This window comes from Ruegeria sp. ABV4_181 (assembly GCF_056158465.1).
In genome coordinates this window covers 3,004,189-3,026,449 of the sequence record NZ_JBSWTI010000002.1, presented here as the reverse complement: position 1 = coordinate 3,026,449, position 22,261 = coordinate 3,004,189, and the positions used below count along the sequence as shown (strand labels likewise).

Here is a 22,261-nt window from a genome sequence, read left to right as displayed (position 1 = left end):
CACGCGTCAGCGCTATGCGGCGGCAATGACGTTTTGCAAAGGGAATGTCAAGCGTTGCCGTGCGCGTCACCGGTCGCACCTTTCCTTACCGTACAGGATTTGATCGTCTGTCAGTCATGTGGTCCGCTTAGCGGCATCATTCAGGTGCGGTTACCTGCGCAGGCACTGGAATGAGATAATGCCCTCACCATCCCAAAAGACGTCCAACAGGTCGGCATCGCGGTGGCATTTGAGTTCGATGCGGTCCCGTCCGCAAAACCACATGACCGGCTCGCCTCTCGGGATTTCCAGAATGTCGCCCTCGTTGCGAAAAATCGTAACGCGATCATATTCGCCCCACACCTCAACTTCGAAATCCAGACAACGAAAAGTCTGTTCCCCCAGAAAATCCTGAGCCGCTGCCGAAGTCGTGAACGCCAGCAGTCCGCCACTCAGAGCAAAGATGAATTTCAGGACAGTGTTTCTCATCTAGTTTGTTTCCTCTGATGCGGTGTCAGGTTCCTGGGCGACACAATTCACGCGTATTCGGCCGGCGCTTCGCCAATCAACGGCGGCAGACGCACCGTCGCATTCAAACTCTTGCGCCCAGGCGACCTTGGCGCTGGTTGCGCTGGGCCGCAGGCATAGCAAGGTAAATTTGTTACGCGCAACCGGCTCGATTATACCAACTGAGGGGAATAACTCCTGATCTACCGTGCGTACCACCAGCAATTCGTTGGCCGGGTTGCACCGTTCCGAAGCAAAGTTCGCCAGCGCGGCGGCAGGTGAGGCGGTTACTAACACAAGTGATATGGCAAATCTGCTTTGGCCGTTCATGTGCAAAGTTCCTCGAACGTAGTTTGGCTTTCGTCACCAAATTCGCGGACAACGCGGTTTCGGTCGCCAAAAACAGGTGCCCCGGTCGCATATTCGGCGGCGCGGCAGGCGTGTCGTCGTGCTTCTGCCATATCGCCTTTTTCTTTCATGAGTTTCGCCAAACCGGACAGGGACTGAAACAATATCAGGCGATCATTGTTGTACTGGCCGACGCGCACGGCCTCGTCATAAGCGGTCTGAGCGGCTTCAAGATCGAATACTTCGGGAAGTTCCCGCCGCACGCGTATGTTTCCGATGGTTTTTTGTATCCGCGACAAGCGGTCGAAATTCTGCGCGGCTTTGTAATACTCGGCGGCTTTTTCGTATCTTTCGATTGCCGAAGGGAATTTCAGATTATTCTGGTAGATATTTCCGATGGCCTGATACACATCCCCTTTGAGGGATGCATCGACCCCATCCAGACTGCTGACCGCGCGGACTTCCAGCGTAATCAACGCGTCAGTAAATAGACCCTGGTCGCTTTCCGTACTGGCCCTTTGCAAAAGTACGTTCAGGTAGTCAGCATTGCTGACTTTACGGGCTTTTTCTTCGGCGTCGTTGAACAGGCTTCGCGCCAGTTGCACCTCATTATTGAACGCCCTGTTGATTGCCAACTGAACCGTGGCAAAGACGGCCAATGTCGTGTAGTTCTGCTTGTCGGCAAATTCCAGAATTGCCTTGTAGAAACCCGCGGTTTCATTGTCGAACGGATCAAGTGTGTTCCCGAAATTGATGGCGATGATATCGGTCTGCTTTCGGATGAAGCCGTCCAATTGGTCCTGAACACGCTCGGTCTCTTGCTCGATTTCGGTGAAGGTACTGTCGAGCTTGGAGAAATCGACCTTCAGGTCCTGAAAGTCCTCAAGCAAAGGCGTCAATTCCTGCTCTAGCTCTGTGACCCGTTTCTGGAAAGCGGCAAGATCGCCTTGTGCCGCGATAACGTCTTCCGAAAGTTCCTTTAGACTGGATTGCACTTCCTCGCGGGCCCGCTCGACGAAGTCGTACCCAAAAAAGGCAGCTACCGAGAGCAAAATCGCAAAGATCGTCCCGTAGCGATACTTGAGCGTGGTCTCTACGCGCGTTCTGACTTGATCGGACAAGCGCCGCTCAAGCAATTCGAAAGCATCGTCATCATGCAACGTCGGATGCGGCTCTTCGTCCGCCATGTCAGATAAGTCCTCAAATTCAAAAACAAGTTAATGACGCGTAGACTAGCCAATTGTTTACGTTTTTTCCACAAAACAAAATTCCACTGCTGCCCGGTGCCGGCGAAATGGGTGCAACAATTTCTTGGCGACCATTCGACAAGGGGCTTTGCAACTGCGCGGGTCAAACCACGTTCAGAAGAGAACGTTGTGTTTTCCTGAGTGCCAAACGGCATCGGGGATTCAGAGCCAGACTACGAATTGGATCTGGGTTCAATTTATGCCGGCGCGTGCCAGATATGTTAATTTTTCTATATTTTATAGTGCGTTGGGCGTTTCTGGCGTTGCGTATTGTCTTGACTCCACGCGCGATTTCTCGTATAGGTTGTGTCATGCTAGAAGAGGTGGGCAACGGCCCCGGGGCAACCCGGTGGCCGTTTTTCGTTTCTCTCGTGCGGAGAAAACTCACGCATGAGGTCACAGGCAAACATGACTTTGATTACCCCGGAAGAGCGGATTTCTCAGACGGCAGATTTGTTGCAGTCGCTTGAGAGGTCCATTCGCGATTTGCGCAAAGCAGCAGAAGAACTGCGCAGGCAGATCGGAGCCGGGGAGGATGCAGATCTTGCTGGTTCAGCACGGCAACTCGGTCAGCTGGAGGGGCTGATCCGAACCTGCCAGAAAGTGGAGGCGAATTTTGTCGAACAACATCACAGACAAGCCGGAATTGCCCAAGGAGGGTATGCGCTCGACCTTGAGCGCGCTCGATTTGAAATCGGGTGCAGGCTGGCTCGCCTCCGCCGATGCTGCGGTGCGGGAGAGATTTCTGAGTGAGATCGGGGAGGGGGGGCTGTGCGCCCTCCCTTTCCTGTTTGAGTTCTGGGCGCTGCCGCATCAGCTACCGCCTGAAGCGGACTGGCGGTCCTGGGTGATCATGGGCGGGCGCGGCGCTGGCAAGACACGCGCCGGGGCTGAATGGGTGCGGTCGATGGTCGAAGGGGCGAAGCCGCTGGACCGGGGGGAGGCGTGTCGGATCGCGCTGGTCGGGGAGACCTTTGATCAGGTGCGCGATGTGATGATTTTCGGCGATAGCGGGATTTTGCAGTGCTCACCTCCGGATCGTCGGCCGGTATGGAAAGCATCGGAACGCAAGCTGATCTGGCCCAACGGGGCCGAGGCGCAGGCGTTTTCGGCGCATGATCCGGAAGGGTTGCGCGGCCCTCAGTTCGACGCAGCCTGGGTGGATGAGCTGGCCAAGTGGAAAAAGGCCGGGGAGACATGGGATATGCTGCAGTTTGCGTTGCGGTTAGGGGATCGGCCTCGGGTCTGTGTGACAACCACACCACGCAATGTGAAGGTTTTGAAGGACTTGCTGGCGTCGCCGTCCACCGAGCAGACCCACGCACCGACCGAGGCGAACCGGGCCAATCTGGCGGGATCGTTTCTGGAGGAGGTGCGCGCGCGATATGCGGGCACGCGGCTGGGGCGGCAGGAACTGGACGGGGTGTTGCTGTCGGATGCCGAGGGGGCGCTGTGGACGGGCTCGATGCTGGAGGCGGCGCGTTGTGCGCGGGTGCCTGAGATGGATCGGATCGTGGTGGCGCTGGACCCGGCGGTGACGGCGGGGGCGGATGCGGATGCCTGCGGGATCGTCGTGGTGGGCGCGCAGGTGCAGGGGCCGCCCGAGGAGTGGCGCGCCTATGTGCTGGCCGACCGGACGGTGCAGGGCGTTGGCCCGGCGGGCTGGGCGCAGGCGGCGATTGACGCGATGGACGAGTTCGGGGCAGAGCGGCTGGTGGCCGAGGTCAATCAGGGCGGGCAACTGGTGGAAGAGGTTGTGCGGCAGGTGGACCCTCTGGTGCCTTATCGGGCGGTGCGGGCGTCACGTGGCAAGGTCGCGCGGTCAGAGCCCGTGGCGGCACTGTACGAGCAGGGGCGGGTGAGCCATGTGGTCGGGCTGGACGCGCTGGAGGAACAGATGTGCCAAATGACCGCGCGAGGGTTCGAGGGGCAGGGCTCACCCGACCGCGTCGACGCGCTGGTCTGGGCGCTGCATGAGTTGGTTGTGGGGCCTGCGGGGGCTTATCGGCGCCCGAGGGTGCGGTCGCTTTGAACTACGCAACTGGGTGCTGGTTCTCATGACGCGCATGGGGTAAGGAAGGGCAAAAATCGCCAGATAACTCCTGCAAAGAAAGCGAATTCCTGTGTCAGATTCTGAGGTACTTAAAGCAGTCGTTAATCCTTGTTTCCCACGCTCAGGGCACCGGTTTCTACGCAACCTGTGCAAAGGCTATTTTCGCAGATCGATGCGATTTGCCAGCGTCTACAATGCTGACGCCGCCCGTCTTGAACAAGCGAACTATGTTAAAGACCACGACTTCGAATGTGGGGGAAAAAAGCCGTCTATCCAGGTGTCAGATGAAAAGCTTTATCTTGTGCAATACAGGCACCCTTTAGAAAGTATCGCTTCATATTTTGAGTTTGCGGTTCACCATGGAAACTCGCAAGACACCGAGGAAGCTTGGCACCACTTTTTTGTAGGGAATCTGAATTATTGGAAGAAATTTGTGCAGAAGTGGTGTTTGGACGAAGCCCAACGGGACAATCCGTTAATCAAGCGCGTTGCTTACAAGGACCTCTATGATAGACCGCACGATACCCTTGCAGAGATCATCGAGTTTGTAACTGTCGACGGCCATGTTGTGAATCAAAACAGATTGAACGCGTCGATTGAAGAACACACAAAGGGGTTTGCTCGATACGTCGAAGATGAAAAGGATGGTGACAGGGCTTTGCGAAAAGCACGCAAAATCCAAGAATTCAAATATTTCAGTGAGTTGTTCGAAAAGACTGAGCAAGAGTTGAACGAGCAGTATCTGAAGCCGCTCAATCTGGACCGATTATTCTCCTAAGAAGGGGATATCTTGGACGGCGCAATCAACTTATTCATCTATTTGATCCTCAAACAGATTAGACTATGCGCCGTGCAGACTTCGAGTTGGCTTGGGTACCAACATATTAGGTGTCGCCTGTTGCGGTGCCCCAAAAAAATTCTGTGTTGCCCAACCCCCGTACGCCCCATTCCCAAGCCTTAAACTTCTTTCCTGCATAACTCCTTTCAACAAGCCGGGCAGAGCGGCGGCAGAAAGGAGCACAGATGGTATTCGATTTCTTGCGTCGTGGATCTGCGGGCGAAGCGCCCGAAGCGAAGGCGAGCGCGGCGGGGCCTGTGGTGGCGTGGCAGACGGGCGGACGCGTAGCGTGGAGCCCTCGGGATGCGGTGTCGCTGACGCGGACGGGGTTTTCGGGGAACCCGGTGGGGTTTCGCTCGGTCAAGCTGATTGCTGAGGCGGCGGCGGCTCTGCCTCTGGTGTTGCAGGATCAAGCGCAGCGCTTTGATGTGCATCCGATCCTGAGCCTCATGCGCCGTCCGAATGCGGCGCAGGGGCGGGCGGAGTTGATGGAAACTCTGTTCGGGCAGTTGCTGCTGTCGGGGAATGCCTATGTCGAGGCGGTGCAGGCCGAGGAAGGCCTGCCGGTGGAACTGCATGTACTGCGATCCGATCGGATGAGCGTGGTGCCGGGAGCGGACGGTTGGCCCAAGGCGTATGACTACGCGGTCGGCGGTAAGAAGCACCGGTTTGCCGCGGAAAATATCTGTCATATCAAGTCGTTCCATCCGCAGGATGATCATTATGGGTTCTCGCCCATGCAGGCGGCAGCGATGGCGATTGATGTGCATAACAGCGCGTCGCGGTGGTCGAAATCGCTGTTGGATAACGCGGCGCGGCCCTCGGGGGCGCTGGTTTGGAAAGGCGGTGATGGCCATGGGGTGATGGCCGAGGATCAGTTCCGGCGTCTGTCCGATGAGATTGAGCAGAACTATCGCGGGGCGCGGAATGCTGGCCGCCCGATGGTTCTGGAAGGGGGGCTGGATTGGAAGCCGATGGGTTTCTCTCCGTCCGATATGGAGTTTCAAAAGACCAAGGAAGCCGCCGCCCGCGAGATTGCGCTGGCATTTGGGGTCCCGCCGATGCTGCTGGGGATTCAAGGCGACGCGACCTATTCGAACTATCAGGAGGCCAATCGGGCGTTTTATCGCCTGACCGTGCTGCCCCTGGTGACGCGGGTGGCGGCGGCGGTGTCGGAGTGGCTGGCGGGCTTTACCGGCGAGGATTTGATGCTGAAGCCCGATCTGGATCAGGTGCCCGCGCTATCAGCGGAACGCGATGCGCAATGGGCGCGGGTCAGCGGGGCTGAGTTCCTGACAGATGCCGAGAAACGCGCGCTGTTGGGGCTGCCGGAGCGTGCGGATGTCTGACGGGTATTCCCCGTTCGATTGCGCGCCGGGCCTGCGCCTGGCCGCGCATGAGCGGGTGGCCGAGATCCAGCACGCGCATTTGTGCAGGCGGTTGGATCAGATCGAAGAGATGATGGAACGACTGGAGAAGCGGTTGTGGCTGACGGTCTATGGCGTGGTCGCGGTGATTCTGGCGCAGGCGCTTCAATCTCTGTTGGTGGTAACGCCATGAGTTCAGTGACTTACATGGAGAAGTTCATGGATTTGGAGCATAAGTTCGCGCGCTTTGGGGACGGGTTGTCGGTTACAGAAGACGCGGTGATTGAAGGTTACGCAAGCCTGTTTGGGCAAGTAGATCAGGGTAGCGATGTGGTGCAGCGGGGGGCGTACCAAGCCTCACTTGACGGGCTCGCCAAGGCGGGTCAGCGGGTCAAGATGCTGTGGCAGCACGACCCGGCGCAGCCCATCGGCGTCTGGGACGAGGTGCGCGAGGACGACAAGGGCCTTTGGGTTAAGGGGCGCCTGCTGGAGAGCACGCAAAAGGGTCGTGAGGCGGCGGAGCTGATCCGGGCGGGCGCGATGGACGGGTTGTCGATTGGCTATCGCACCAAGCGGGCTGTGAAGAATGACAAGGGCCAGCGGGTCCTGACCGAACTGGAGCTGTGGGAGGTGTCCTTGGTGACCTTCCCGATGCTGCCCAGTGCGCGGGTGGCGGCAAAGGGTTTCGATCCCGAAGCCGACGAGACCCTGCGCAGCATTGCCGAGGTGTTCAACGACGCCCGGCAGGAGCTGGCGCGGACCTAGCGCGCCTTAGACCCACCGAAAGACAGGACATGCTGATGAGCAAGACCGAGATCCCGGCCTTGACCGGAGAGAGTGCGCCCCTGGTTCAGGAGGTGAAGCAGGCGATGGCTAGCTTCGTGAATGAATTCAAGGACCTGAGGGCCGAAGTTAAAACCAAACTGCAACAAACAGAAGAGCAACTGACCATGCTGGATCGTAAATCAACCATCGCGGCGCGCCCGCATCTTGCGGCGTCTATCGAAGACGGTGCGCCGCATCAGAAGGCGTTCGACGCATATGTGCGTTCGGGCGATGATGACGGCCTGCGCGGGCTGGAGATTGAGGCCAAATCGCTGACGAGCGCGGTGAACAGCGACGGGGGATACCTGGTCGATCCGCAGACGGCCGAGGTCATCAAATCGGTGCTGAAATCCACCGCCTCGATCCGTTCGATTGCGTCCGTCGTGAATGTCGAAGCGAATTCGTTCGATGTGTTGATCGACCATACCGATGTCGGCGCTGGCTGGGCGGATGAGGCGTCGGCCGCGACTGAAACGGCAACGCCCTCGATCGACCGGATTTCGATCGCGCTGCACGAGTTGAGCGCGCTGCCGAAAGCCTCGCAACGTCTGCTGGATGACAGTGCCTTTGACGTCGAAGGATGGCTGGCCGGTCGCATCGCGGACAAGTTCGCCCGCGCCGAAGCTTCGGCCTTTATCAGTGGCGATGGCGTCGACAAGCCAAAGGGGATCTTGGACCACGCCAAGGTCGACAACGACGTCTGGGCCTGGGGCAATATCGGATATGTGCCAACCGGCATCGATGGCGGTGTTGACGCGGATTCCATCGTCGATGCGGTCTATGCGCTGGGTGCGCAATACCGGGTCAACGGCACTTTCGTGATGAACTCGAAAACCGCGGGGCTGATCCGCAAGCTGAAGGACAGCGATGGGCGCTTTCTGTGGTCGGATGGTCTGGCGGCGGGCGAACCGGCGCGCCTGATGGGCTATCCGGTGCTGATCGCCGAGGACATGCCGGACGCGGGCACCGACAGTTACTCGATTGCGTTTGGTGATTTCCAGGCTGGTTACACCATCGCCGAACGCCCCGATCTGCGCGTCCTGCGCGATCCCTTCAGCGCCAAGCCGCATGTCCTGTTCTACGCGACCAAGCGTGTGGGCGGTGATGTGAGCGATTTTGCCGCGATCAAGCTGGTGAAGTTCGGCATCGCTTAAGCGGTGGCAAATCCCGGGGGGCGGGCAACCGTCCTCTGGGGCGGCGGGCGCGGGCCGGGGTGAGATCCCCTGCGTTGTCTAGCTGCTCCCCTCCGTCCGAGCAACGTGGGGCGGCGCGTGCCCGTCAAGTCCTGAGAATGCGGGCCCGGAGCGGTCCGAGATTGCGGAGTGAATGGATGATGTTGATCGAAGAAACCGCCATCGCAGATGCGGCGCTGCCGGTGGATCAGTTCAAAGCGCATCTGCGGCTGGGCACGGGGTTTGCCGAAGACAGCGTGCAGGACGAGGTGCTGAAAGGTTTTCTGCGGGCGGCGATCGCAGCAATCGAGGCACGCACCGGCAAGGTGCTGATCGCGAGGAGCTTCTCGTGGGGTCTGAACGGCTGGCGCGATGCGGCGGGTGAGGTACTGCCGGTGACCCCTGTTACCGCAATTAATGCAGTGGCTGTGATCGACGCGGTAGGGGCCAATACGATTGTGGACAGCGGCCGGTATCGCCTGGCTGAAGACAGCCAGCGCCCTCGACTTTGCCCAGCGGATGCATCTTTGCCGGGCATTCCCACAGGCGGGTCGGTCAGGATAGATTTTACGGCTGGGATGGCTGCGGATTGGGGCGGGTTGCCTGCCGATCTGGGGCAGGCGGTTCTGCTGCTGGCCGCACATTACTATGAATACCGCAACGAAACCGCTCTGGGCGCAGGGTGCATGCCGTTTGGCGTCACCAGTTTGATCCAGAGATATCGTGTGGTTCGTTTCGGCGCCGGGGTGGCGCAATGAAGGCGCCGCGATTGAACCGAAAGCTGACGTTGGAAGCCCCAGTCCGCGTCGCCGATGGCGCGGGAGGGTACACCGAGACCTGGCAGCCGCAGGGTTCGGTCTGGGCCGAAGTCACGGCGCGCAGCGGATCCGAACGCCAGGTGGCCGGGGTGCCGGTTTCCCGTGTCGGGTATCGCATTGTAGTGCGTGGCGCGCCCGAAGGGTCCGGGATGCGCCCTTCGCCGGATCAGCGCTTTGCCGACGGCACGCGCCGCTTTGTCATCCGCGCGGTCGCCGAGCGTGACCCGCGCGGCCAGTACCTGACCTGTTTCGCAGATGAAGAGGTGGTGGCATGAGCTATGGCGTTTCGGCCGCCCTGCAAGCGGCTGTGTTTCAGCAGATTTCCGGCGACACGCAGGTCAGCGCGCTTGCGAACGGCGCGGTCTATGACGCGGTGCCGGCGGGATCGGTGCCCCAGACCTATGTGACGCTGGGGCCGGAGGAAGTGCGCGACGCCTCGGACCATTCCGGCAGCGGGGCTGTACATCGGTTCACGGTGTCTGTGGTGTCCGAAGCGGCCGGGTTCGGGGCCGCCAAGAGGTTGGCCGGGGCGGTGTGCGACGCGCTGGAAGGCGCTGCGCTGACCCTAGACCGGGGGCGGTTGGTGGGTCTGTGGTTCGAGCGCGCTTCGGCCCGCCGTACAGGAACCGGCGGCGCGATCCGCCAGATCGACCTGCGTTTCCGCGCCCGCGTGGAAGACGATTAAGCAATCAACGGAGAGAGCATATGCCTGCCCAGAACGGAAAAGACCTGTTGGTCAAAGTGGATATGAACGGCTCGGGCCTGTTTGAGACCATTGCGGGGCTGCGCGCCACGCGGGTCAGTTTTAATGCGGAAAGCGTGGATGTCACCAGTCTGGAAAGCCAGGGCGGCTGGCGCGAACTTCTGTCCGGGGCGGGGGTTAAATCCGCCGCGATCTCGGGTTCGGGCGTGTTCAAGGACGCCGATACGGATGAGCGCGCGCGGCAGCTGTTCTTTGATGGCGAGACGCCGAATTTTCAGGTGATCATCCCTGATTTCGGCATTGTCGAGGGCGCGTTTCAAGTGACGGGTATCGAATATGCGGGCTCGCACAATGGTGAAGCGACCTATGAGATGAGCCTGGCCAGCGCCGGTGCTCTGGCCTTCACAGCGCTGTAATCCAATGGCCAATCCGTGGACGGGCGAGGTGGCGTTGACCATCGATGGGGAGCGCCGGGTGCTCAAGCTTACGCTGGGTGCCTTGGCGGGGTTGGAACAGGAATTGGGCACCGGGTCCCTGGTGGAATTGGTGCAGCGGTTCGAAGGCGGGTCGTATTCCAGTGGTGATGTGCTCGCCCTGATTGTAGCGGGGCTGCGGGGCGGTGGGGTTGATGTGACCGGCGCCGAATTGCTGAGCGCTGAAATTGAAGGCGGCCCAATGGCTGGTGCGCGCGCGGCTGCTGAACTGCTGGCGCGAGCCTTCATGGTGCCGGGTGAATCATGAGCGGGTTCGACTGGCCCGTGCTGATGCGGGCCGGGTTTGTCGGGTTGCGTCTGTCGCCGGATCAATTCTGGCGGCTGACGCCCGCTGAATTGCGGCTGATGCTGGGACAGGGCGCAGGGTTGCCGGCAATGAACCGCGCCGGTCTGGACGCGCTTCTGGCGGCCTATCCGGACAAGGAACAAGGAGAGCGTGATGACGGATCGTGACGGGTTTGACGACCTGCAGGAACGGGGCGAGGCGCTGGGCGACTCGCTGGGGGATGCGGCCTCGATGGCGGCAGCGTTTGACAGCCAGATGAAGCGGATCAGCGCGGCCTTCGAGGAGACCGGCAAGGACGTCGCTACATTGGAGCGCGGCATGTCGGGCGGCTTGCGCAAGGCGTTTGACGGCGTGGTTCTGGATGGGATGAACCTGTCAGATGCTCTGGACGTGCTGAAGAATTCGATGATCCGAACGGCCTATTCGGCGGCAATCAAACCGGTCACGGATCATTTTGGCGGGATGTTGGCCAACACAGTTGGCGGTCTGGTGCAGGGGATGCTGCCGTTCGCGGATGGAGGTAGCTTTTCGCAGGGCCGGGTGATGCCGTTTGCCAATGGCGGCGTGGTCAGCGGCCCCACGACCTTTCCCATGCGTGGCGGCACCGGATTGATGGGCGAGGCTGGCCCCGAGGCGATCATGCCTCTGGCGCGCGGACCTGACGGAAAGCTGGGGGTGCGGACCTCTGGCGGCGGTCGCGCCGTGAATGTGGTGATGAACATCACAACTCCGGACGTGCAGGGATTCCGTCGCAGTCAGGGCCAGATCGCCGCTCAGATGAGCCGGGCGCTGGGTCGCGGCAATCGCAACAGGTAATGACAGGAGCAGGTCATGAATTTCCACGAGGTGAGATTTCCCGCCAGCCTGAGCTTCGGCTCGGTCGGCGGTCCCGAACGGCGCACGGATATCGTGACGCTGGCCAACGGGTTCGAAGAGCGCAACACGCCCTGGGCACATTCAAGGCGACGCTATGATGCCGGTCTGGGGATGCGGTCTCTGGATGACATCGAAACGCTGGTGTCCTTTTTCGAAGCCAGGCAGGGCCAGATGTTTGGGTTCCGCTGGAAGGACTGGTCTGATTACAAGTCGGGCGCGGCCACCGCGGATGTCGATAAGGGTGATCAGGTTATTGCACGGGGGGACGGCGTACAGACCGCGTTTCAACTGGTGAAGACATACAGATCCGGTGAATTCAGCTATGTTCGGCCGATCATCAAGCCGGTGCTTGGGTCGGTAAAGCTCGGGCTTGAACAGGACGAAATGCGCGAAGGCGTCGACTTCGAAGTCGACCTTGCTCGGGGGGTGGTAACTTTTTCAGCACCGCCGCCTGAACAGGTGGAGATCACCGCAGGTTTCGAATTCGACGTTCCGGTTCGGTTTGATACCGACAGGATTCAGACCAGCGTTGCCAGTTTTCAGGCCGGCGACGTGCCGAATGTCCCGGTTGTCGAGGTGCGCGTGTGATGAGTGGCGACAAGCAGGGATTGCTGGACCATTTGCAGAGCGGGCTGACCACGACTTGCAGGTGCTGGGCGATCACACGCTCGGACGGGCAGGTTTATGGGTTCACCGACCACGATATGGCGTTGAGCTTTGATGGTCTGGAGTTCAAGGCCAGCACCGGCCTGACCGCGACCGCGATCGAACAGGCCACCGGGCTGTCCATCGACAATTCTGAGGCCATGGGCGCGCTGTCTGATGCCGCCGTGACCGAAGAAGACATCGAAGCCGGCCGTTTCGATGGGGCAGAGGTGCGCGCCTGGCTGGTCAACTGGGCGGCACCCGAGCAACGCATGCTGCAGTTTCGGGGCTCGATTGGTGAGCTTCGCCGCGCCGGCGGAGCCTTCCACGCCGAACTGCGCGGCCTGACGGACCTGTTGAACCGCCCAATGGGCAGAATTTATCAGAAACCATGTACCGCCGTGTTGGGTGACGCGGCCTGCAAATTCGATCTGAACGCTCCGGGCTTTGCGGCGACGGCGGAAGTCGTCGGTCTGACCGGTCTCAGCGCATTGCAGTTGAAAGGCGCAGAAGCTCCGGCCGCGGCATGGTTCGAACGCGGCAGGCTGGACGTTTTGTCCGGGCGTGCGGCTGGACTGTGGACCTCCATCAAGCTGGACCGGAAAAATGCCGGCGGCCGGAATGTTACTTTGTGGTCCGGGATGAGCGGCGGTCTGGCGGTCGGCGATCAGGTCAGGCTGACGGCAGGATGTAACAAGAGCATGAGCGCCTGCCGGAAAAAGTTCAACAATCTGATCAACTTTCAGGGATTTCCTGATCTTCCGGGCGAAGACTGGGTGATGGCTGTTCCAAAGCAAGGCAACCCGAACAAAGGGGGGAGCATTCGATGAGCGTGCGTCGGCAGGACATTGTTGATGAGGCCCGCAGTTGGCTAGGTACGCCTTATGTGCACCAGGCGTCGGTCAAGGGCGCGGGCACCGATTGTCTGGGCTTGCTGCGAGGCGTGTGGCGGGCCCAATTCGGACAGGAACCGGAACTGGTTCCGACCTATAGCATGGACTGGTCCGAGCCGCAGGGCGAGGAGCGGATGTGGGCCGCCGCGCAACGACACCTGATCGAGAAGAACTCGAACGCCCCGGCCATCGGGGATGTTTTGCTTTTCCGCATGCGGGAAGGCCGGGTCGCCAAGCATGTGGGCATTGTCAGCGACACTGGTGCAGTGCCCCGGTTTATTCACGCCTATTCCGGATATGGCGTTGTCGAGAACGCTCTGAGCGCGCCCTGGCGCCGCCGGATCGTTGCCCGTTTTGAATTTCCGCTGGAGGATATGTGAATGGCTACAATTGTTCTTTCCGCGGCAGGGGCTGCGATTGGCGGGGCGGTTGGCGGAACCGTCGCGGGCCTGTCGTCTGCGGTGATCGGACGAGCGATCGGCGCGACACTGGGCCGTGTCATCGACCAACGGCTGATGAGCCAGTCGGTGATGGGCGGCGGCAGCGAAGTTGTTGAGACAGGACGTCTGGATCGGTTTCGCCTTACCGAATCCGGTGAGGGGGCACCGGTTGCTACTGTCTTCGGGCGTATGCGGGTGGGCGGTCAGGTGATCTGGGCTTCGGATTTTCTGGAAACCAAAAGCACGAGCACCGCCACTCAGTCCGGTGGGGGCGGTGGCAAGGGGTCCCCCAAAACCCCCGAAGTCAGTACCACCACCCACAGCTACAGCTACTCGATTTCTCTGGCCATTGCCGTTGGCGCGGGACGTATTGCCGACGTGCCGCGCGTATGGGCAGACGGAGAGGAACTGGAACGCGCCGGGCTGAACATGCGCATCTACCGCGGTTCGGACAGTCAACTGCCGGACCCGCTGATCGAGTCCATTGAGGGAACAGGAAACGTTCCGGCCTATCGCGGAACAGCCTATGTTGTAATCGAAGACCTGCAACTGGGCGCGTTCGGAAATCGCGTTCCGCAGTTTTCTTTTGAGGTTGTACGCCAGGAACAGGCGGGAATGCCGGACACACCGGATGCCTTGTCCAGAACCATCCGGGGCGTCGCCCTGATGCCTGGCACCGGCGAATATGCGCTGGCCGCGACACAGGTGAATTACACAAAGGGGCAGGGGCGAAGCTGGGCCGCGAATGTTAATTCGGCATCCGGCAAGCCGGACCTTGTGACCGCCACACGCGCACTGAGCACTGAATTGCCCGCATGTGATGCCACGTCCTTGATCGTTTCGTGGTTTGGCGATGACCTGCGGTGCGGGCAATGCCAGATCCGCCCCAAGGTCTTGCACAAGGATATCGAAGGCAAGGACATGCCCTGGCGCGTGGCCGGCGTGCACCGAAACGCGGCACAACGGGTGCGGCAGGACGGGGACCGCCCGGTTTACGGCGCAACTCCGACAGACGAGTCAGTGGTGCAGGCTATCCGGCACCTGAAGGATGCAGGCAAGCGCGTCATGTTTTATCCGTTTATCCTGATGGACCAGTTGCGTGACAACGGCCTGCCGGACCCATGGTCCGAGGCCCGCAGTCAGCCGCACTTGCCCTGGCGAGGTCGGATTACGCTAAGCACCGCTCCGGGGCGGGAAGGGTCGCCGGACCAGACGGCGGCTGCGGATGCACAGGTGGCCACGTTCTTCGGGCAAACCCGTGCAAGTGACTTTGCGGTTGGTGACGGCACCGTTTCTTATAGCGGGCCGCAGGAATGGGGATTGCGCAGGTTCATCCTGCATTACGCGGCTTTGTGCAAAGCCGCCGGAGGCGTTGACTCGTTCTGCATATCGTCGGAAATGCGCGGGCTGACGCAGATCCGCGGCCTGACCGGGTTTCCTGCCGTTCGCCAACTGCAGGACCTTGCCGCCGAGGTGCGCAAGATATTGGGGCCGGGTACAAAAATCGGATACGCGGCCGACTGGAGCGAATATTTCGGGTATCAGCCCAACGACGGGTCAGGCGACCGCTACTTTCACCTCGACCCGCTGTGGGCCGATGACAACATCGACTTTGTCGGCATCGACAATTACATGCCGCTGTCGGACTGGCGCGCGGGCGAAGATCATCTGGATGCCAAGGCCGGTGCGGACGCGATCTACGACATCGATTATTTGCGCAGCAATATCGAAGGTGGCGAAGGCTATGACTGGTACTACGCCTCACCCGAAGAGGCTAGGGCCCAGATCCGCAGCCCGATCGAGGACAGCGAGTATGACGAGGCCTGGATCTGGCGATACAAGGACTTGCGCAACTGGTGGTCGCAACCGCATCACGAGCGGATTGGAGGGGTGCGCCAAGTCAACCGGACAGATTGGGTGCCGGGGTCAAAACCGATCTGGTTCACCGAACTTGGCTGTGCCGCAATCGACAAGGGCACCAATCAACCGAACAAGTTTCTGGATCCGAAGTCGTCGGAATCCAGCCTGCCGCGCTATTCTGACGGGCAGCGCGACGATTTCATTCAGGTGCAATATCTGAAAGCAATGTTGGGGTACTGGTCCGACCCGGACACGAACCCGGCTTCCGATGTTTACGACGGGCGGATGATCGACCTGTCGAACGCTTATGTCTGGGCCTGGGACGCGCGCCCTTACCCCACCTTCCCAAACCTGCGCAGCCAGTGGAGCGATGGCGCGAACTATGCGCGCGGGCACTGGTTGAACGGACGGTCCGGGTCACGGACGTTGGCCTCTGTCGTAACTGAAATCTGTTACGGGGCCGGCGTTACGGACATAGACGTCTCGCGCCTGTACGGTGTGGTCCGGGGATACGCGATCGAGGATGTCACCAGCGCCCGCGCGGCGTTGCAGCCCTTGATGTTGCGCTATGGGTTCGATGCGATCGAACGGGACGGCGTGTTGCAATTCCGGATGCGCAATGGCGACAGCGCCATTGATCTGAACACCGACACGTTCGCCGACATTTCGGATATCGAAGGACGGGTCGAATATCGGCGCGAAGCCGAAGCGGAGATGACGGGCCGCGTGCGCCTGCGTTTTGTGCAATCGGATGCCGATCATGACATCGTGTCTGAAGAAGCGGTCCTGCCGGACACGCGCACGCACTCGGTTTCGGTGAACGAGATGCCGCTGTCGATGACACGCGCCGAAGGCAGGCAGACCGCCGAACGTTGGCTGAGCGAGGCCCGGGTGTCCCGCGAAACGGCCCGGTTCGCGCTGCCGCCATCGCTGCTGAACGTCGGTGCGGGGGACGTGATCCGCCTGAACGGGAATGGAGAGGGCGCGAGATATCGCATCGACCGTCTGGAACAGGCCGAAATGCAACTGGCAGAGGCCGTTCGCATCGAACCTGGCGTCTATGCGCCCACAGACCTGCCCGATGACGCGGTGACCGCAAAACCCTTTGTGGCTCCTGTTCCCGTATTGCCGGTGTTCATGGATTTGCCCTTGATCACCGGGTCCGAACAGCCGCACGCGCCGTATCTGGCTGTGTCCGCCAACCCCTGGCCGGGCAGCGTCGCCGTCTATTCGGCTGCAAGCGATGAGGACTATGCCTTGCAAGAGGTGATTTCAGCCCAGGCTGTCATAGGATTTACCGAAACGCCCCTGATGCGGGCAAGTGCCGGGCTTTGGGATGAGGCAACCCCCTTGCGAGTTAATCTGGTTGACGGGCTGCTGGAATCCCGCCCGCGCGAAGCTTTGCTGAACGGGGCAAATCTGGCCGCGATTGGGGACGGAACGCCGAACAACTGGGAAGTGTTTCAGTTCGCGGACGCCGACCTTCAGGAAACAGGAATTTACAACCTGTCCGGGCGGCTGCGCGGCCAGCTGGGAACAGATGCGATCATGCCCGAGGCCTGGCCGGAAGGGTCGATGTTCGTGCTGCTGGACCAGCGCGTCTACCAGACCGGGTTGCGAAGGTCGGAGCGACGGGTCAGCAAGCATTACCGGATCGGCCCTGGCGCACGGGGGTATGATGATCCGTCCTTTACTCATCTTGTGGAAGCTTTTGATGGCAATGGGCTTCGACCCTACGCACCAGCGCATTTGGCGGTAACCGCATCACCCGCAGGTGATCATGTCTCGTGGATCCGCCGCACCCGGATTGACGGAGATGATTGGGCCGGGCTTGAGGTGCCGCTGGGCGAGGAAAGCGAATCCTACCTGATTCAGTTTTGGGTCAACGGAGCCCGGGTACGTGAAGACGTCGTCCAGGCGCCCGGATTTCATTACCCCGCCGCAATGAAACAAGATGATGGATCAACTGGGTCCTATGAGGTGCGCGTTGCGCAGGTGTCAGCCAGCTATGGGCCGGGATCATTCGCAAGACTGACGGTCGGATAGGCAATACCATGCGCCCTGTTTTGCACGGTGATGTCAGCGCCGCGGCGCGGGTCCTGCTGACCGCGCCGCCAGCGGATCGCGATCGCCTCTGCCTGCGAATGATCCACGAAGCCGAACTGGCCGACGCACATGTTGGTCAGACCGGCAAACTACACCCGCATTTCGGCAACGGTTCGCTGATGGCAGCCGCGCGCAACCGGCCGCTGGCGGATGAGCCCGGGTTCGACGACATTCAATATTGTCAGTGTTTCGAACAAGTTCTGCGCCACCTGATCCAATTTCTGGTCAAGAAGACGCGCAGCTGACGCATTTGCTGGCGGCGAGGTCCAGATTAAGCCGGCCCGCAGGAATTTCGTCGCCGCAATCTTCGCAATAGCCAAATTCGCCGTCCTGAATTCGGGTTAGGGCGGCTGTCAGCCTTCGAACTTCCAGATCGCGGTTTGCCTGTTGGGCCTTGGCCATAGCCTGATTCTGCAGGGCGTCCATTCTGCTCAGGCGGCCCACGGCTTGCTGATCCAGTTCGACAATGGCCTGCGCCTTTTTCCCCGAAGCCGATTGTTCGGCCAGTTCTGCCAGCCGGGCACGGATCAATCCTTCGAATTCTGACAGCGCAGTTTCATTCATTTTCGTTAACCTGCCGATCACGGGTTTGCGTTTGGCGATTTTGCCACTAAATGGCATTCTAGGCGCAGCAAAGGATCAAAAGCCATGTTGGAAAAGCGCAGTCAGGTCACTCCCGTCGATCCGGTTTGGGATCGCATTACGACCGAGGCCCAGGCGGCCGTCGAAAGTGAACCCCTGATGGGGGGGCTGGTTCACGCCTGTATCCTGCACCATCGCAGCCTTGAGCGGGCGCTTTCGTATCGGGTTTCCGCAAAGCTGTGTTCGAATGAAATGTCGATGATGGTTCTGCGTGAAATCGTGGACGAAGCCTATGCCGATGACGCAACCCTGATCGAAGCGGCGCGTGCCGACCTGATGGCGGTTTACGAGCGTGACCCCGCCTGCCATCGGTTGTTGCAGCCGGTCCTTTACTTCAAGGGATACCAGGCGATGCAGGCTTATCGCGTGGCGCATTGGCTGTGGCGCAAGGGGCGGTATGACCTGGCCTATTTCTTCCAGATGCGCTCATCCGAAATATTCGGGATCGACATTCACCCGGCCGCGAAAATCGGCAAGGGTATCATGATCGACCATGCGCATTCGATCGTGATCGGTGAAACGGCGGTGGTTGGCGACAATGTCTCGATGCTGCATTCCGTAACGCTGGGCGGAACCGGGAAGGAAGAAGAGGATCGTCATCCGAAAATCGGTGATGGCGTTCTGATCGGTGCCGGCGCCAAGGTGCTGGGCAATATCGAAGTTGGTCCATGCAGCCGCATCGCAGCGGGGTCCGTGGTTCTGCAAGAGGTTCCGGCCTGCAAGACGGTCGCCGGTATTCCCGCCAAAATCGTGGGTGAGGCCGGGTGCGATCAGCCGTCGATCTCGATGGATCACATGCTGGGCAAAGACCAGTAGAGAAACCTCAGTTCGGGCGGTTGTTCTTTCTGTTCAATCGCTTGAGCCTTTTCTCCTCACGTCGTTTTTTCCGGTCTTCGACCCGTTTGGCACGTTCAGCCTTGCGTTTCGCAACTTCGGCAGGGTCGGGCTGATGGGTCGAATTTTCGCCTGGATAACTGTTGGGTTTCGCAACGGTGGCCGTTGGCACAGCAGTCGCCAGAACCGACAAGATCAGTAGGGATTTGGCCGTGTTCACGAGGGTCATGGCGCACCTTTGCATCGGGGAACTTGATGCAATCAAGGTGAGCAGCCACAGGGGCCGGGGCAATGGCTGCTACGGTCACAGCCTTTCACAACACGGCAAGGGTCAATGCTGCCGCGCCGGGTAAGTCACCCGGCGCGGCGAAAGCTCTGCTGACGATCAGGCCAGCATAACCATCGGGTTTTCCAGATTGTCGACAATTGCCTGCAGCAGTTCCGCCCCCAGCGCGCCGTCGATGACGCGGTGGTCGACCGACATGGTGACCGACATGACAGTGGCCACGGTCAGTTCACCGTCATCGCCGACAACCGGCTTCTTGACACCGGTGCCCACGGCCAGAATGCCCGCATGCGGTGGGTTCACGATGGCGTCGAAATTGTCGATGCCGAACATGCCCAGGTTCGAGACCGCAAAGGTCCCGCCCTGATATTCATGCGGGGCCAGTTTGCGCTCGCGGGCGCGGGCGGCGAGATCCTTCATCTCGGTCGACAGGGCAGACAGAGATTTGGTGTCGGCGTCCTGCAGGACCGGGGTGAACAGACCGCCCTCGATGGCGACCGCCACTGCCACGTCCGACGGTTTCAGCTGCAACACCCGGTCACCTGCCCAGACTGCGTTGCAGGCAGGCACCTGTTGCAGCGCGTTGGCGACGGCCTTGATGATGAAGTCATTGACGCTGAGTTTGACGCCCCGGCCTTCCAACTGCTTGTTCAACTGGCCGCGGAATTTCAGCAACGCATCCAGCCTGATGTCGCGGCGCAGATAGAAATGCGGGATGGTCTGTTTGGCCTCAGACAGGCGCGCAGCGATGGTTTTGCGCATGCCGTCGAGTTTGATTTCCTCGTATTCCCGCCCTTCGTACATCCGGGCGACGGCATCGGCCGAGGGACCAGCCGGGGCTGCAGCGGCAGGCGCCGCTGCGGCGGCGGCAGGGGTGGCGGCGGTTGCGGTTGCAGTCGCACCTTCGACATCGGCTTTGACGATGCGCCCATGGGGGCCGGAGCCGCTGATCTGCGCCAGATCGAGACCTTTCTGAGCAGCGATCCGACGAGCCAGGGGGGACGCGAAGATACGCCCGCCATCGGCCTTGACCGGAGCCGCCGGAGCGGGGGCAGCCGCCTCGGACGCCGCTGGCGCGGCGGCCTCGTTGCCTGCGGCCGCTGCGGGCGCAGCCGCCGGGGCTGCGGCAGGTGTGGCCGCGATATCATCGGCGCTTTCACCATCTTCCAGCAGAACCGCGATGGCGGTGTTGACCTTGACCCCTTCGGTGCCCTCGGGGATCAGGATCTTGCCGATCGTGCCTTCGTCAACGGCCTCGAACTCCATCGTGGCCTTGTCGGTTTCGATCTCGGCCAGCAGATCGCCGGAGGAGACGGTGTCGCCTTCCTTCACCAGCCATTTTGCAAGCGTGCCTTCCTCCATCGTCGGGGACAGGGCAGGCATAAGGATTTCGGTGGGCATCTCAGCGCTCCTCAATCAAAGTAATTTGGTCATAGGGCGCCTTGGGGCGCCCCGTGCCACGTGCGAGCGTCGCAATCGCGGCTTCGATTTTGTTCTTGTTCTCGGCCATCCAGACATATGCCGTCTGATGAGAAGGGCGCGCGCCGGTCAAACCGGTATCCGCAACCAGACGCTCGGGAACCAGCGCCCGTACGATGCGGTTGTCGACGTCGATTTCGACACGGTAGCATTCGGTTGCTGGATCGCGGCCCCTGATCTCCATCATCTTACCGGTAGGTCACCTGTTTGACCGCCGCGATCACCTCATCCGTGGTGACCAGCGCCAGTTTTTCCAGGTTCGCGGCATAGGGCATCGGAACGTCCTTGCCGGTGCAGTTGATGACTGGCGCGTCGAGGTAGTCGAACGCCTCCTGCATCACCACGGAGGAAATGTAGCTGCCGACCGAGCCTTGCGGCCAGCCTTCCTCGACAGTCACCAGACGGTTGGTTTTCATCACCGAGTTGATGATCGCGCCGGTGTCCATCGGGCGGATGGTGCGCAGATCGATCACCTCGGCATAGATGCCTTCCTCGGCCAGCTTATCAGCAGCTTCCAGAGCGAACTGCATGCCGATGCCAAAGCTGACGATGGTCACGTCAGATCCTTCGCGCCAGATGCGGGCTTTGCCCAGCGGGATGGTCAGATCATCCACCTGCGGCACGTCGAAGGATCGGCCATAAAGGATCTCGTTTTCAAGGAACACCACCGGGTTGGGATCGCGGATCGCCGATTTCAGCAGGCCTTTGGCATCGGCAGCTGAATAGGGCATCACCACTTTCAGGCCCGGGACCTGCATGTACCAGGCGGCATAGTCCTGGCTGTGTTGCGCCCCCACACGTGCCGCCGCACCGTTGGGACCGCGGAACACGATGGGACAGCCCATCTGGCCGCCGGACATGTAAAGCGTCTTGGCCGCCGAGTTGATGATCTGGTCAATCGCCTGCATGGCGAAGTTGAAGGTCATGAACTCGACAATCGGTTTCAGCCCGCCAAAGGCTGACCCAACGGCAATGCCGGTAAAGCCATGCTCGGTGATCGGGGTGTCGATCACCCTCTTGGAACCGAATTCGTCCAGAAGACCCTGGCTGACCTTATACGCGCCCTGATATTCGGCGACTTCTTCGCCCATCAAGAGCACATCTTCGTCGTTGCGCATCTCTTCGGCCATCGCGTCGCGCAGGGCTTCCCGCACCGTGTGCTGCGCCATTTCCGCGTCGGCGGGCCAGTCGGGCGAGTGATCGACCACCGGGGCCGCAGGCGCCGTCGCCGCAGGAGCGGGCGCCTCAACCGCCGCGGGGGCGGCCTCGGCCACCGCTGCTGTCGCGGGCAGGGCAGAGGCGTCTTCGCCTTCCTCAACCAGGATCGCAATGGGGGTGTTGACCTTGACCCCTTCGGTGCCTTCCGCGATCAGGATCTTGCCGACGATGCCTTCGTCGACGGCCTCGAACTCCATTGTCGCCTTGTCGGTTTCAATCTCGGCCATGATATCGCCGGAGGAGACGGTGTCGCCTTCCTTGACCAGCCATTTGGCCAGCGTGCCCTCTTCCATCGTGGGCGAGAGTGCGGGCATGAGAATTTCGGTTGCCATGTCTTATTCGTCC

At 60.6% G+C, this 22,261-nt stretch carries 27 protein-coding genes; 19 read left to right on the top strand and 8 right to left on the bottom strand.

All coding sequences use genetic code 11. From position 1 onward, the window contains the following. Positions 1–150: 150 nt before the first annotated feature. The 3 genes from ACXAC3_RS15015 to ACXAC3_RS15005 are packed head-to-tail and all read right to left on the bottom strand — an operon-like array spanning position 151 to position 2,021. Positions 151–468 (bottom strand): hypothetical protein, encoded by a 318-nt coding sequence (locus ACXAC3_RS15015; RefSeq protein WP_475161751.1) that lies wholly within the window; start codon positions 466–468, stop codon positions 151–153. After that, entirely contained in the window at positions 469–816 is a 348-nt protein-coding gene (locus ACXAC3_RS15010; protein ID WP_475161749.1) for a hypothetical protein, read from the bottom strand. Continuing rightward, positions 813–2,021 (bottom strand): YfgM family protein, encoded by a 1,209-nt coding sequence (locus tag ACXAC3_RS15005; protein WP_475161745.1) that lies wholly within the window; start codon positions 2,019–2,021, stop codon positions 813–815. Before ACXAC3_RS15005 ends, ACXAC3_RS15010 begins: the two co-directional genes overlap by 4 nt. A gap of 721 nt (positions 2,022–2,742) precedes the next feature. Between ACXAC3_RS15005 and ACXAC3_RS15000 the strand changes: the two genes are divergently transcribed. The 18 genes from ACXAC3_RS15000 (at position 2,743) to ACXAC3_RS14915 (ending at position 17,702) form a co-directional block, all read left to right on the top strand. Next, a complete protein-coding gene (locus ACXAC3_RS15000) occupies positions 2,743–4,113 on the top strand; it encodes a DNA-packaging protein (protein ID WP_475163444.1) in 1,371 nt (456 codons plus the stop codon). A gap of 193 nt (positions 4,114–4,306) precedes the next feature. After that, a complete protein-coding gene (locus ACXAC3_RS14995; protein ID WP_475161743.1) occupies positions 4,307–4,912 on the top strand; it encodes a hypothetical protein in 606 nt (201 codons plus the stop codon). Between the two features lie 245 nt (positions 4,913–5,157). After that, positions 5,158–6,321 carry a phage portal protein gene (locus ACXAC3_RS14990; RefSeq protein ID WP_475161741.1) on the top strand — a complete coding sequence of 388 codons (1,164 nt, stop codon included), beginning with the start codon at positions 5,158–5,160 and terminating at the stop codon, positions 6,319–6,321. Beyond that, entirely contained in the window at positions 6,314–6,532 is a 219-nt protein-coding gene (locus ACXAC3_RS14985) for a GTA head formation protein, RCAP_rcc01685 family (protein WP_475161739.1), read from the top strand. The genes ACXAC3_RS14990 and ACXAC3_RS14985 overlap by 8 nt, the downstream gene beginning before the upstream one ends. 26 nt (positions 6,533–6,558) lie before the next feature. Continuing rightward, complete coding sequence (locus ACXAC3_RS14980) at positions 6,559–7,104, top strand: HK97 family phage prohead protease (RefSeq protein ID WP_475163443.1); 546 nt, start codon at positions 6,559–6,561, stop codon at positions 7,102–7,104. A 35-nt stretch (positions 7,105–7,139) separates the two neighbouring features. Then, the gene (locus ACXAC3_RS14975) at positions 7,140–8,318 is read left to right on the top strand and encodes a phage major capsid protein (protein ID WP_475161737.1); all 1,179 of its coding nucleotides are present in this window, start codon (positions 7,140–7,142) and stop codon (positions 8,316–8,318) included. A gap of 176 nt (positions 8,319–8,494) precedes the next feature. After that, complete coding sequence (locus tag ACXAC3_RS14970; RefSeq protein WP_475161734.1) at positions 8,495–9,094, top strand: head-tail connector protein; 600 nt, start codon at positions 8,495–8,497, stop codon at positions 9,092–9,094. After that, complete coding sequence (locus ACXAC3_RS14965) at positions 9,091–9,429, top strand: phage head closure protein (protein ID WP_475161731.1); 339 nt, start codon at positions 9,091–9,093, stop codon at positions 9,427–9,429. Before ACXAC3_RS14970 ends, ACXAC3_RS14965 begins: the two co-directional genes overlap by 4 nt. Beyond that, a complete protein-coding gene (locus ACXAC3_RS14960; protein ID WP_475161728.1) occupies positions 9,426–9,839 on the top strand; it encodes a DUF3168 domain-containing protein in 414 nt (137 codons plus the stop codon). Before ACXAC3_RS14965 ends, ACXAC3_RS14960 begins: the two co-directional genes overlap by 4 nt. 20 nt (positions 9,840–9,859) lie before the next feature. Beyond that, the gene (locus ACXAC3_RS14955; RefSeq protein ID WP_475161724.1) at positions 9,860–10,273 is read left to right on the top strand and encodes a phage major tail protein, TP901-1 family; all 414 of its coding nucleotides are present in this window, start codon (positions 9,860–9,862) and stop codon (positions 10,271–10,273) included. A 4-nt stretch (positions 10,274–10,277) separates the two neighbouring features. Continuing rightward, complete coding sequence (locus tag ACXAC3_RS14950) at positions 10,278–10,598, top strand: gene transfer agent family protein (RefSeq protein WP_475161721.1); 321 nt, start codon at positions 10,278–10,280, stop codon at positions 10,596–10,598. Next, positions 10,595–10,804 carry a rcc01693 family protein gene (locus tag ACXAC3_RS14945; RefSeq protein ID WP_475161718.1) on the top strand — a complete coding sequence of 70 codons (210 nt, stop codon included), beginning with the start codon at positions 10,595–10,597 and terminating at the stop codon, positions 10,802–10,804. The genes ACXAC3_RS14950 and ACXAC3_RS14945 overlap by 4 nt, the downstream gene beginning before the upstream one ends. After that, the gene (locus ACXAC3_RS14940; protein WP_475161715.1) at positions 10,791–11,453 is read left to right on the top strand and encodes a phage tail tape measure protein; all 663 of its coding nucleotides are present in this window, start codon (positions 10,791–10,793) and stop codon (positions 11,451–11,453) included. The genes ACXAC3_RS14945 and ACXAC3_RS14940 overlap by 14 nt, the downstream gene beginning before the upstream one ends. A gap of 15 nt (positions 11,454–11,468) precedes the next feature. Continuing rightward, positions 11,469–12,101 carry a phage distal tail protein, Rcc01695 family gene (locus ACXAC3_RS14935; protein WP_475161711.1) on the top strand — a complete coding sequence of 211 codons (633 nt, stop codon included), beginning with the start codon at positions 11,469–11,471 and terminating at the stop codon, positions 12,099–12,101. Then, complete coding sequence (locus tag ACXAC3_RS14930) at positions 12,101–12,988, top strand: DUF2163 domain-containing protein (RefSeq protein WP_475161709.1); 888 nt, start codon at positions 12,101–12,103, stop codon at positions 12,986–12,988. Before ACXAC3_RS14935 ends, ACXAC3_RS14930 begins: the two co-directional genes overlap by 1 nt. Continuing rightward, positions 12,985–13,431: an NlpC/P60 family protein gene (locus tag ACXAC3_RS14925; protein WP_475161708.1), complete on the top strand. Its 447-nt coding sequence runs from the start codon at positions 12,985–12,987 to the stop codon at positions 13,429–13,431. The genes ACXAC3_RS14930 and ACXAC3_RS14925 overlap by 4 nt, the downstream gene beginning before the upstream one ends. Beyond that, on the top strand, positions 13,432–17,397 hold the full coding sequence (locus ACXAC3_RS14920) for a baseplate multidomain protein megatron (protein WP_475161705.1): 3,966 nt from the start codon (positions 13,432–13,434) through the stop codon (positions 17,395–17,397). It abuts the gene before it with no gap. Between the two features lie 8 nt (positions 17,398–17,405). Further along, entirely contained in the window at positions 17,406–17,702 is a 297-nt protein-coding gene (locus tag ACXAC3_RS14915) for a DUF7742 family protein (protein WP_475161702.1), read from the top strand. Here the strand turns inward: ACXAC3_RS14915 and ACXAC3_RS14910 are convergent. Further along, the gene (locus ACXAC3_RS14910; protein ID WP_475161699.1) at positions 17,683–18,021 is read right to left on the bottom strand and encodes a TraR/DksA family transcriptional regulator; all 339 of its coding nucleotides are present in this window, start codon (positions 18,019–18,021) and stop codon (positions 17,683–17,685) included. The genes ACXAC3_RS14915 and ACXAC3_RS14910 overlap by 20 nt on opposite strands. Before the next feature lie 84 nt (positions 18,022–18,105). Here ACXAC3_RS14910 and cysE point away from each other — a divergent pair, with 84 nt between their 5' ends. After that, positions 18,106–18,915 carry a serine O-acetyltransferase gene (gene cysE / locus ACXAC3_RS14905; RefSeq protein ID WP_475161696.1) on the top strand — a complete coding sequence of 270 codons (810 nt, stop codon included), beginning with the start codon at positions 18,106–18,108 and terminating at the stop codon, positions 18,913–18,915. A 7-nt stretch (positions 18,916–18,922) separates the two neighbouring features. Here the strand turns inward: cysE and ACXAC3_RS14900 are convergent, their stop codons facing one another. The 4 genes from ACXAC3_RS14900 to ACXAC3_RS14885 form a co-directional block, all read right to left on the bottom strand. Next, positions 18,923–19,162: a hypothetical protein gene (locus tag ACXAC3_RS14900; protein ID WP_475161692.1), complete on the bottom strand. Its 240-nt coding sequence runs from the start codon at positions 19,160–19,162 to the stop codon at positions 18,923–18,925. Between the two features lie 156 nt (positions 19,163–19,318). Continuing rightward, positions 19,319–20,620: a pyruvate dehydrogenase complex dihydrolipoamide acetyltransferase gene (locus tag ACXAC3_RS14895; RefSeq protein ID WP_475161687.1), complete on the bottom strand. Its 1,302-nt coding sequence runs from the start codon at positions 20,618–20,620 to the stop codon at positions 19,319–19,321. 1 nt (position 20,621) lies between these two features. Then, positions 20,622–20,885: a hypothetical protein gene (locus ACXAC3_RS14890; protein ID WP_475161684.1), complete on the bottom strand. Its 264-nt coding sequence runs from the start codon at positions 20,883–20,885 to the stop codon at positions 20,622–20,624. 1 nt (position 20,886) lies between these two features. Beyond that, positions 20,887–22,248 (bottom strand): pyruvate dehydrogenase complex E1 component subunit beta, encoded by a 1,362-nt coding sequence (locus tag ACXAC3_RS14885; protein ID WP_475161682.1) that lies wholly within the window; start codon positions 22,246–22,248, stop codon positions 20,887–20,889. Positions 22,249–22,261: the final 13 nt, after the last annotated feature.